6 protein-coding genes are annotated in these 10,245 nt (G+C 66.7%); 4 read left to right on the forward strand and 2 right to left on the reverse strand.

From position 1 onward, the window contains the following. The 3 genes from POR01S_RS13245 to POR01S_RS13255 all read left to right on the forward strand — a co-directional run bounded on the left by POR01S_RS13245 (position 1) and on the right by POR01S_RS13255 (position 3,631). Positions 1 to 363 carry a hypothetical protein gene (locus tag POR01S_RS13245; RefSeq protein ID WP_042136331.1) on the forward strand — a complete coding sequence of 121 codons (363 nt, stop codon included), beginning with the start codon at positions 1 to 3 and terminating at the stop codon, positions 361 to 363. A gap of 87 nt (positions 364 to 450) precedes the next feature. Then, complete coding sequence (locus POR01S_RS13250; protein WP_042136334.1) at positions 451 to 3,282, forward strand: valine--tRNA ligase; 2,832 nt, start codon at positions 451 to 453, stop codon at positions 3,280 to 3,282. Positions 3,283 to 3,334: 52 nt separating this feature from the next. Next, positions 3,335 to 3,631, forward strand: coding sequence for a winged helix-turn-helix domain-containing protein (locus POR01S_RS13255; protein ID WP_042136335.1), 297 nt, complete (start codon positions 3,335 to 3,337; stop codon positions 3,629 to 3,631). A 3-nt stretch (positions 3,632 to 3,634) separates the two neighbouring features. Here POR01S_RS13255 and POR01S_RS13260 read toward each other — a convergent pair whose 3' ends face one another. After that, positions 3,635 to 3,949 (reverse strand): YqfO family protein, encoded by a 315-nt coding sequence (locus POR01S_RS13260; protein WP_042136336.1) that lies wholly within the window; start codon positions 3,947 to 3,949, stop codon positions 3,635 to 3,637. Positions 3,950 to 4,054: 105 nt separating this feature from the next. Next, positions 4,055 to 7,954, reverse strand: a complete 3,900-nt coding sequence (gene purL / locus POR01S_RS13265) for a phosphoribosylformylglycinamidine synthase (protein WP_042136337.1) — start codon at positions 7,952 to 7,954, stop codon at positions 4,055 to 4,057. 316 nt (positions 7,955 to 8,270) lie between these two features. Here purL and mltF point away from each other — a divergent pair, with 316 nt between their 5' ends. Further along, positions 8,271 to 9,755, forward strand: a complete 1,485-nt coding sequence (gene mltF, locus POR01S_RS13270) for a membrane-bound lytic murein transglycosylase MltF (protein ID WP_042136338.1) — start codon at positions 8,271 to 8,273, stop codon at positions 9,753 to 9,755. Positions 9,756 to 10,245 lie beyond the last annotated feature (490 nt).

Below are 10,245 nucleotides of genomic sequence, written 5' to 3' on the forward strand. Positions count from 1 at the left end.
ATGACCAGCACCAAGCCTCCCGCGCACGTCCTGCAAGACCTCGAAGCCATCCGCCAGGTGCTCGACAAGAGCCGCAGCGCGGTCCATCCGAGCAGCGTCGATGGCATCCCCATCCTCTCCGACGTCATCGCCCCCAGCGCCGAGCGGCTCAAGGCCATCCCACCGCTGCTCGACCAGATCGTGCCGGACGTCATCGAGGACGCGACGCCCAGCGCGCCCCACGAAGACCTGGCCCAGGTGCGTCTGCGCCAGGAGGCGCCGGCCATCCTCCAGGAACTGCTCGACGAGCAGTTGCCGCGCCTGGAAGCCGAACTGCAGCGCCGCCTGCAGCAGCGCCTGGAAGAATTGCTGCAGCGTCCCTGAGCCCGGGGCGCCAAGGCGCCCTGCCGTCGGCGGGCCGGAGTCGCTATACTCGGAGGCTTTCCTCTTCCAGCGACAAAAGCCCCCTCCATGGACAAGACCTACCAGCCGCACGCCATCGAAACCTCCTGGTACCAGACCTGGGAACGCCAGGGCTATTTCGCGCCCCAGGGGTCGGGCGAGCCCTACACCATCATGATCCCGCCGCCGAACGTGACCGGCAGCCTGCACATGGGCCATGGCTTCAACAACGCCATCATGGACGCCCTGATCCGCTTCCGCCGCATGCAGGGTCGCAACACCCTCTGGCAGCCGGGCACCGACCACGCCGGCATCGCCACCCAGATGCTGGTGGAGCGCCGCATCGGCGCCGAGGGCCTGTCGCGCCATGACCTGGGCCGGGAGAAATTCCTCGAGAAGGTCTGGGAATGGAAGAACGAATCCGGCGGCAACATCAGCCGGCAGATCCGCCGCCTGGGTTCCTCGGTGGACTGGTCGCGCGAGCGCTTCACCATGGACGACGGCCTCTCCGAGGCGGTCAAGGAAGCCTTCGTACGCCTGCACGAGGACGGCCTGATCTATCGCGGCAAACGCCTGGTCAACTGGGACACCAAGCTGCACACCGCCATTTCCGACCTGGAAGTGGAAAGCCATGACGAGAAGGGTCACCTCTGGCACCTGCGCTATCCGCTGGCCGATGGCGCCCGTACCGCCGAGGGCATGGACCATCTGGTGGTCGCCACCACCCGTCCCGAGACCCTGCTGGGTGACGCCGCCGTGGCCGTGCACCCGGAAGACCCGCGCTACAAGGACCTGATTGGCCAGTACGTCGAGCTGCCCCTGGTGGGCCGGCGCATTCCCATCGTCGGCGACGACTACTGCGACCCGGAGTTCGGCACCGGCTGCGTCAAGATCACCCCGGCCCATGACTTCAACGACTATGAAGTCGGCAAGCGACACAACCTGCCGCTGATCAATGTCTTCGACGCCGACGCCGCGGTGCTGCCCGGCGCCCAGGTGTTCAATCTGGACGGCAGCGTCAACGGCATGTTCGACGCCACCCTCCCCGCCGCCTACGCCGGTTTGGACCGCTTCGAGGCGCGCAAGCGCATCGTCGCCGACCTGGACGCCGCCGGCCGCCTGGAAAAGATCGAGGACCACGCGCTCAAGGTACCCAAGGGCGACCGCTCCGGCACCGTGATCGAGCCCTGGCTGACCGACCAGTGGTACGTCTCCACCAAGCCCCTGGCCGACAAGGCCATCGCCGTGGTCGAGAGCGGCGAGGTGCAATTCGTGCCCAAGCAGTACGAGAACATGTACTTCAGCTGGATGCGCGACATCCAGGACTGGTGCATCAGCCGCCAGCTCTGGTGGGGCCACCGCATTCCCGCCTGGTACGACCAGGCCGGCAACGTCTATGTCGGTCGCGACGAGGCCGAGGTGCGCGCCAAGCACGACCTGGGTGACATCGCCCTGCGCCAGGACGACGACGTGCTGGACACCTGGTTCAGCTCCGGCCTGTGGACCTTCTCCACCCTCGGCTGGCCCGAGCAGACCGAGGCGCTCAAGACCTTCCACCCCACCGACGTGCTGGTCACCGGCTTCGACATCATCTTCTTCTGGGTCGCCCGGATGATCATGCTATCCACCCACCTGACCGGGCAGATCCCGTTCAAGACCGTCTACGTCCACGGCCTGGTGCGCGACGGCCAGGGCCAGAAGATGTCCAAGTCCAAGGGCAACGTGCTCGATCCGCTGGACATCGTCGACGGCATCGACCTGGACACCCTGCTGCAGAAGCGCACCAGCGGCCTGATGCAGCCCAAGCTGGCCGAAAAGATCGCCAAGCAGACCCGCGCCGAATTCCCGGACGGCATCGCCAGCTACGGCACCGACGCCCTGAGATTCACCTTCTGCTCCCTGGCCACCACCGGCCGCGACATCAAGTTCGACATGGGTCGCGTCGAGGGCTATCGCAACTTCTGCAACAAGCTGTGGAACGCGGCGAACTTCGTCATGGAGAACGTCGAGGGCCAGGACACCGGCGTCAACGACGAACCCGTCGAGCTGTCCTCGGTGGACCGCTGGATCATCTCCCAGCTGCAGCGCACCGAGGCCGAGGTGACCCGTCAGCTCGACGCCTTCCGCTTCGACCTGGCCACCCAGGCGCTCTACGAATTCGTCTGGGACGAGTACTGCGCCTGGTACCTAGAGCTGGTCAAGCCGGTGCTGTGGGACGAGAACGCCTCCCTCGAACGCCAGCGCGGCACCCGCCGCACCCTGGCGCGGGTGCTGGAAGTGGTGCTGCGCCTGGCGCACCCCTTCATGCCCTTCATCACCGAAGAAATCTGGCAGCGCCTCAAGGCGCCGGCCGGCGTCCAGGGCGAGACCCTGATGCTGCAACCCTGGCCGGTGGCCAACGAGGCGCGCATCGATGCCGCCGCCGAAGGCGACATCGAGTGGGTCAAGGCGCTGATGCTGGGCGTGCGGCAGATCCGCGGCGAGATGAAGATCTCCATGGCCAAGCGCATCGACATCATCGTCGCCAACGCCAGTGCCGAGGACCAGCGCCGCCTGGCCGATTTCGAGCCGCTGCTGAACAAGCTGGCCAAGCTGGAATCGGTCCGCGTGCTGGCCGCCGGTGAAGAAGCGCCGATGTCCGCCACCACCCTGGTCGGCGAGATGGAAGTGCTGGTGCCCATGGCCGGCCTGATCGACAAGGACGCGGAACTGACGCGCCTGGACAAGGAGATCGGCCGCCTGGAAGGCGAGGTCAAGCGCGTCGGCGGCAAGCTGGGCAACGAAGGCTTCGTCGCCAAGGCGCCCGCCGAGGTCCTGGAAAAGGAACGCGCCAAACTGGCCGAGGCCGAACAGGCCTTGGCCAAGCTGGTGGACCAGCGGCAGCGCATCGCCACCCTCTGATGCCCCTGAAGCCCACCCTCGCGGTGGGCTTTTTATTGCCAGGACGATTCTCATGGACGTGAGCAAGACCAAGACCAGCTTCTATCGCCGTCTCTATGTAGCCTGGCTGGTGGCCAGCGGTACCGCCACCAGCGTGCCGGCCCTGATGGCCGCCACCGGCATGCCGCGGCGCACCGCCCAGGACACCCTGGTGGCGCTGGCCGATCTGGATATCGACTGCCAGTTCGTGCAGGGCGAAGGCGCCCGCAACAATGCCGGCGGCTATGAGATTCGCGACTGGGGCGCGGTGGATCCGCGCTGGATCGAGCGTGAGCTGGCGCGGATCAAGACGGTCCTGGGCTATCCCTGAACCCTAGACATCCAGCACCTGCACCACGTCATAGGCCGGCGTCTCATAGGGGTGCGCCGCCTTGAGCGCCGCCACGGCCTGGCGGGCGAGCTGCTCGTCGGCCAGCACCAGCTCCACCCGCCATTCCTCCAGCTGTTCGAGACTGCCCTGCTCGCCCAGATGCGGCTGGCTGCCCGCTAGCGGACGGAATTGGCCGAGGCCCCGGACCTGCCAGCAGCAGCTGTCATAGAGACCGATGCGACCGCCGCCCACGGCGAAGATCGCCTGCTTGACGGCCTCAAGGTGCGAGTCGGGGACGTAGAAACACAGCTTGAACATCGATGACTCCGGGGACAGGGGACGACCCCTTCAGCTTAAGCCTTTCCCAGAAAGACGAAACCCGCGCCAGGGCGCGGGCTTCGTCAGAGCGGCAAGCCGCCGGACCTAGTCCACCCAGACCCGCGCATTGCGGAACAGGCGCATCCAGCCACCGTCCTCGCCCTGCCAGTCGGCCGGGATCCAGGAGTTCTGCACGGCGCGGAAGCAGCGCTCGGGGTGCGGCATCATCAAGAGCACGCGACCGTCCTGGCTGGACAGACCGGTAATGCCCAGCGGCGAGCCGTTGGGGTTGGCCGGATAGGTCTCGGTGACCTTGCTGTGACCATCGACATAGCGCAGCGCCACGGTACCGGAGACGTCGGCGGCGACCAGCGCCTGCTGATTCGGGTACTCGGCGAAGCCTTCGCCGTGGGCAATGGCGATGGGCAGCCGCGACCCGGCCATGCCGGCGAGGAACAGCGACGGCGAATCCTGCACCTGGACCATGGCCACCCGCGCCTCGAACTGCTCGGAGCGGTTGCGCACGAAGCGCGGCCAAAATTCGCTGCCGGGCACCAGCTCGCGCAGGTTGGCGACCATCTGGCAACCGTTGCACACGCCCAGGGTGAAGGTGTCGGTACGCTCGAAGAACTGCTGGAAGCCGTCACGAGCACGGGCGTTGAACAGGATGGACTTGGCCCAGCCACCACCGGCGCCGAGGACGTCGCCATAGGAGAAGCCGCCACAGGCCACCACACCCTTGAAGTCCGCCAGGTCGATGCGCCCGGAGAGGATGTCGCTCATGTGCACGTCGATGGCGGCGAAACCGGCGCGATCGAAGGCCGCACCCATCTCCACCTGACCGTTGACGCCCTGCTCGCGCAGGATGGCGACCTGCGGCCGCACGCCCTTCTTGATGTAGGGGGCGCAGATGTCTTCGTTGGGGTCGTAGGCCAGCTTGGCCGACAGCCCCGGATGATCCTCTTCCAGCAGGGCATCGAATTCCTGCTGGGCGCACTCGGCGTTGTCGCGCAGGCGCTGGATCTGGAAGCTGGTCTCACTCCAGACGCGCTGCAGCATGCGCCGTTCGGCCCGGTAGAGGTGCTCGTCGTGGTAGTGGATGTTGATCTCGTAGCCGTTGACCGGGTTGCCGATCACCGCCACGCAGTCTTCCAGACCGGCCGCGCTGAACTGGGCCAGCACTTCATGGGTGAAGTCCTGGGGCACCTGGATGACGGCGCCCAGTTCTTCGGCGAACAGCGCACGGGTCAGCTCGTCACGGTCGGCGGCCAGGGCATCCAGGCGCAGGGCCAGGCCGCAGTGACCGGCGAAGGCCATTTCCACCAGGGTGGTGATGAGGCCGCCGTCGGAACGGTCGTGGTAGGCCAGCAGCAGGCCGTCCTGGTTGAGGCCCTGGATCACGGCGAAGAAGGCCTTGAGGTCTTCGGCTTCGTCGACGTCGGGAGCCTGCTGGCCGAGCTTGCCGTGGGTCTGGGCGAGGATGGAGCCGCCCAGGCGATTTTGGCCGCGACCCAGGTCGATCAGGATCAGGTCGGTCTGGCCCTTGTCCAGGCGCAGCTGCGGGGTCAGGGTGCGGCGGATGTCCTGCACCGGGGCGAAGCCGGTGATCACCAGCGACAGCGGCGCGGTGACGCTCTTGTCTTCGCCGCCGTCCTGCCAGCGGGTCTTCATGGACATGGAGTCCTTGCCGACCGGGATGGTGATGCCCAGCTGCGGGCACAGCTCCATGCCCACCGCCTTGACGGTTTCATAGAGGCGCGCGTCTTCGCCCGGGTGGCCGGCAGCGGCCATCCAGTTGGCGGAGAGCTTGATGTCGCCGAGCTTATCGATCCGCGCGGCGGCCAGGTTGGTGATGGTCTCGCCGATGGCCATGCGGCCGGAAGCGGGCGCGTCGAGCAACGCCAGCGGGGTGCGCTCGCCCATGGCCATGGCTTCGCCGGTGTGGACGTCGAAACTGGTGGCGGTCACGGCGCAGTCGGCCACCGGCACCTGCCAGGGGCCGACCATCTGGTCGCGGGCGACCAGACCGGTGATGGTGCGGTCGCCGATGGTGATCAGGAAGCTCTTGCTGGCCACGGCCGGGTGACGCAGGACGCGCTCCACCGACTCGGTCAGGTCCAGGCCGGCGCCGTCGAAGGCGTCGCCCAATTCGGCTTCCCGGGTCGCGCTGCGGTGCATGCGCGGCGGCTTGCCGAGCAGGACGTCCAGCGGCATGTCCACGGCGTTGTTGCCGAAGTGGCTGTCGGCCACGGTCAGCTGGCGCTCCTCGGTGGCCTCGCCGACCACGGCGAAGGGGCAGCGCTCGCGTTCGCAGATGGCCTTGAAGGTCTCGAAGTTCTCGGCGTCCACGGATAGCACATAGCGCTCCTGGGACTCGTTGCACCAGATCTCCAGCGGGCTCATGCCCGGCTCGTCGTTGGGCACGTTGCGTAGCTCGAAACGACCGCCGCGACCGGCATCGTTGACCAGTTCGGGGAAGGCGTTGGACAGACCGCCCGCACCCACGTCGTGGATGAAGGTGATGGGGTTGTTTTCACCCAGCTGCCAGCAGCGGTCGATGACCTCCTGGCAGCGGCGCTCCATTTCCGGGTTCTCGCGCTGCACCGAGGCGAAATCCAGGTCGGCGGAGCTGGCGCCGGTGGACATGGACGAGGCCGCGCCACCGCCCAGGCCGATCAGCATGGCCGGGCCGCCCAGCACGATGAGCTTGCCGCCCACCGAGATGTCGCCCTTCTGCACGTGGTCGGCGCGGATGTTGCCCAGGCCGCCGGCGAGCATGATCGGCTTGTGATAGCCACGCACCTCGGGACCGCGGGGGGTCTCGACCTGCTGTTCGAAGGTACGGAAGTAGCCGGCCAGGGCCGGACGCCCGAATTCGTTGTTGAAGGCGGCGCCGCCCAGCGGGCCTTCGATCATGATGTCCAGCGGGGTGACGATGCGCTCGGGCTTGCCGTAGGGCTGCTCCCAGGGCTGCTCGAAACCGGGGATGTTCAGGTTGGAGACGGTGAAGCCGGTCAGGCCCGCCTTGGGCTTGGAGCCGCGACCGGTGGCGCCTTCGTCGCGAATCTCGCCGCCGGAGCCGGTCGAGGCGCCGGGAAAGGGAGCGATGGCGGTCGGGTGGTTGTGGGTCTCCACCTTCATCAGGATGTGCACGGGTTGGCTGTGCGCGCCGTACTCGCGGGACTCGGCGTCGGGGTAGAAGCGCCCGGCGGTGAAGCCTTCCATGACCGCGGCGTTGTCCTTGTAGGCGGACAGCACGCCGGTGCGGTTCATCTCGTAGGTATTCTTGATCATGCCGAACAGGGACTTCTCCTGGCTCTCGCCGTCGATGTCCCAGCTGGCGTTGAAGATCTTGTGCCGGCAGTGCTCGGAGTTGGCCTGGGCGAACATCATGAGTTCGACGTCGTGGGGATTGCGCCCCAGGGCGGTGAAGCTCTTGACCAGGTAGTCGATCTCGTCTTCGGCCAGGGCCAGGCCCAGCTCCAGGTTGGCCTGCTCCAGGGCCGCGCGACCGCCGCCGAGCACGTCCACCGCGGTGAGCGGCTTGGGCGTGGCATGGCTGAAGATGTCGGCGGCGGCGTCCAGGGTCGGCAGCACGCGTTGGGTCATGCGGTCATGCAGGGCCGCGGCCAGTTGCGCATGGGCGGCGGCGTCCAGCTCGCCGGCGACATAGTAGGCCACGCCGCGCTCCAGGCGCTCGATCTGCGCCAGGCCACAGTTGTGGGCGATGTCGGTGGCCTTGCTCGACCAGGGCGAGATGGTGCCCAGACGGGGCACGGTGAGGAACAGCGCGCCGCTGGGTTCCTGCTGGGGGACGCTGGGGCCGTATTGCAGCAGTCGGCCGAGGATGCCCTCTTCCTCCGCGCTCAGGGTGCCGGCGACTTCGGCGAAATGAACGAACTCGGCATAGAGCCCGGAGACACCGGGAACCAGGCGAGTCAGCTGGTCGAGAAGTTTGCCGTGACGGAACGAAGAAAGAGCGGGAGCGCCGCGCAGGATCAGCATCGGGGACAGCCTCGGGGCCAAGTCACTTTGGGGCCGTGCATTCTAGCCTAAAGGCGCGCCGGGGACACCTTCCGGCGACGAGGGTTCATCCAGCCTTACCACCACCCTTGTATGTATAAAATGGGCGCTTTGCCACTTCTCGCGTATACTGCCCGCCGATACGGCCTGCCGCGCCCCATGGACGCGGCTCCACATTGGGCTCAGGATAGAGCCTTTGGCCGGACCGGTGGCGCGGAGCGTCCCGACTATAACGAGTGCCCGGAGGGGCCGACCGATGAGGCGCGTCAGCAAGGCGCCAGTGCCGTTTTGATGCCGTATGGCCGAGCTAGCCCATTTGAATAAAGCCTTCAAGCGATTCGCCTGGCTTACCCTGCCCTTTCTCGCCTTGCTCATGAGCTGCGGGGAAGCGGACGTGCCTGCGCCGCCCAAGCCGACCACGCTGGAGCAGGTGCAGCAGGCCGGCGTCCTGCGCGTGGTGACGCGCAACAGTCCGGCGACCTATTTCCAGGACCGTAACGGCGAGACCGGCTTCGAATACGAACTGGTCAAGGGCTTCGCCGAATCGCTCAAGGTGCGCCTGGAAATCAGCACCGCCGACAACCTCGACGACCTCTTCAATCGCCTGACCGCGCCGGACGGCCCGGTGATCGCCGCCGCCGGCCTCACGCCCTCGGTCAATCGCCAGAATCTGAAATTCTCCCGCAGCTATCTGGACGTGGTGCCCCAGGTCATCTACCGCAACGGCACCGTCCGTCCCAGCACCCCCAAGGACATGGTCGGCAAGCGCATCCTGGTGCTCAAGGGCAGCAGCCAGGCCCAGCAACTCAGGGCGCTGCAGGCCCAGGTGCCGGAGCTCACCTTCGACGAGTCCGATCAGGTGGAGGTCAGCGACCTCTTGCGCATGGTCGACGAAGGCCAGATCGACCTGACCCTGGTGGACTCCAACGAACTGGCCATGAACCAGGTCTATTTCCCCAACGTGCGGGTGGCCTTCGACCTCGGCGACAACCAGGGCCAGGCCTGGGCGCTGCAACCCGGCGAGGACAATAGCCTGCTCGACGCGGTCAACGCCTACCTCGACACGGTCCGCCGCGACGGCACCCTGCAGCAGCTCAAGGAGCGCTACTACGGCCACGTCGACGTGCTCGGCTACGTGGGCGCCTACACCTTCGCCCAGCACCTGCAGGAACGCCTGCCCAAGTACGAGAAGCACTTTCGCAAGGTGGCGCAGAAGCATCAGCTGGACTGGCGCCTGCTCGCTGCCATGGGCTACCAGGAATCGCTATGGACGCCGGACGCCACCTCCAAGACCGGGGTGCGCGGCCTGATGATGCTGACCAACAACACCGCCCAGGCCATGGGCGTGTCCAATCGCCTGGATCCCGAGCAGAGCATCACCGGCGGTGCCAAGTATTTCGACCAGATCCGCGACGAGCTGCCCGACAGCATCAACGAACCGGATCGCACCTGGTTCGCCCTGGCCACCTACAACATCGGCATCGCCCACATCCTCGACGCCCGCCGCCTGGCCGAATCCCAGGGCCTGGATCCGGATCGCTGGCTGGACGTGAAGAAGATGCTGCCGCGCCTGGCGCAGAAGCAGTGGTACAGCAAGACCCGCTACGGCTACGCCCGCGGCGGCGAAACGGTGGAATTCGTGCAGAACGTGCGCCGTTACTACGACATCCTCACCTGGACCACCCAGCCGCAGATGGAAGGCCAGCAACTGGCCAAGACCGGCCTCCACGTCCCCGCCATCGCCGACGACCGCCCCGCCCGGGAAACGCCGCAGGATATGTAAAGAGAGACGTACCGTCGTCCGTCCGATGCGCCATTACCGCCCCCTCTCCCTCGGAGAGAGGGCTGGGGTGAGGGCTGACTCGCTCGAAACCTCGTAGCGTGGAAAACCGCTCAGCGTTTTCCACTAGCACCCCGGCACCTCCCGCGTGGACAAGGCTGCGCCGTTGTCCACCCTACCTAGCTGAGGCGTGCCGTCGTTCAGCCGATGCGCCGGTACCACCCCCTCTCCCTCGGGGAGAGGGCTGACTCGCTCGAAACCTCGTAGCGTGGAAAACCGCGCAGCGTTTTCCACTGGCATCCCGACACCCTTCCCGCGTGTACAAGGCTGCGCCGTTGTCCACCCTACCTAGCTGAGGCGTGCCGTTGTCTAAGCCGATGCGCCGGTACCACCCCCCTCTCCCTCGGGGAGAGGGCTGGGGTGAGGGCAGACTCGCTCGAAACCTCGTAGCGTGGAAAACCGCGTAGCGTTTTCCACTGGCACCCCGGCACCT

It is taken from the genome of Pseudomonas oryzihabitans NBRC 102199 (genome assembly GCF_000730625.1).
GTDB lineage: Bacteria > Pseudomonadota > Gammaproteobacteria > Pseudomonadales > Pseudomonadaceae > Chryseomonas > Chryseomonas oryzihabitans.

Coding starts and splice junctions, on each gene's coding strand:
- POR01S_RS13255 (WP_042136335.1), top strand. CDS start 3,335: ATGGACGTGAGCAAGACCAAGACCAGCTTCTATCGCCGTCTCTATGTA.
- POR01S_RS13260 (WP_042136336.1), bottom strand. CDS start 3,949: ATGTTCAAGCTGTGTTTCTACGTCCCCGACTCGCACCTTGAGGCCGTC.
- mltF (WP_042136338.1), top strand. CDS start 8,271: ATGGCCGAGCTAGCCCATTTGAATAAAGCCTTCAAGCGATTCGCCTGG.
- POR01S_RS13250 (WP_042136334.1), top strand. CDS start 451: ATGGACAAGACCTACCAGCCGCACGCCATCGAAACCTCCTGGTACCAG.
- POR01S_RS13245 (WP_042136331.1), top strand. CDS start 1: ATGACCAGCACCAAGCCTCCCGCGCACGTCCTGCAAGACCTCGAAGCC.
- purL (WP_042136337.1), bottom strand. CDS start 7,954: ATGCTGATCCTGCGCGGCGCTCCCGCTCTTTCTTCGTTCCGTCACGGC.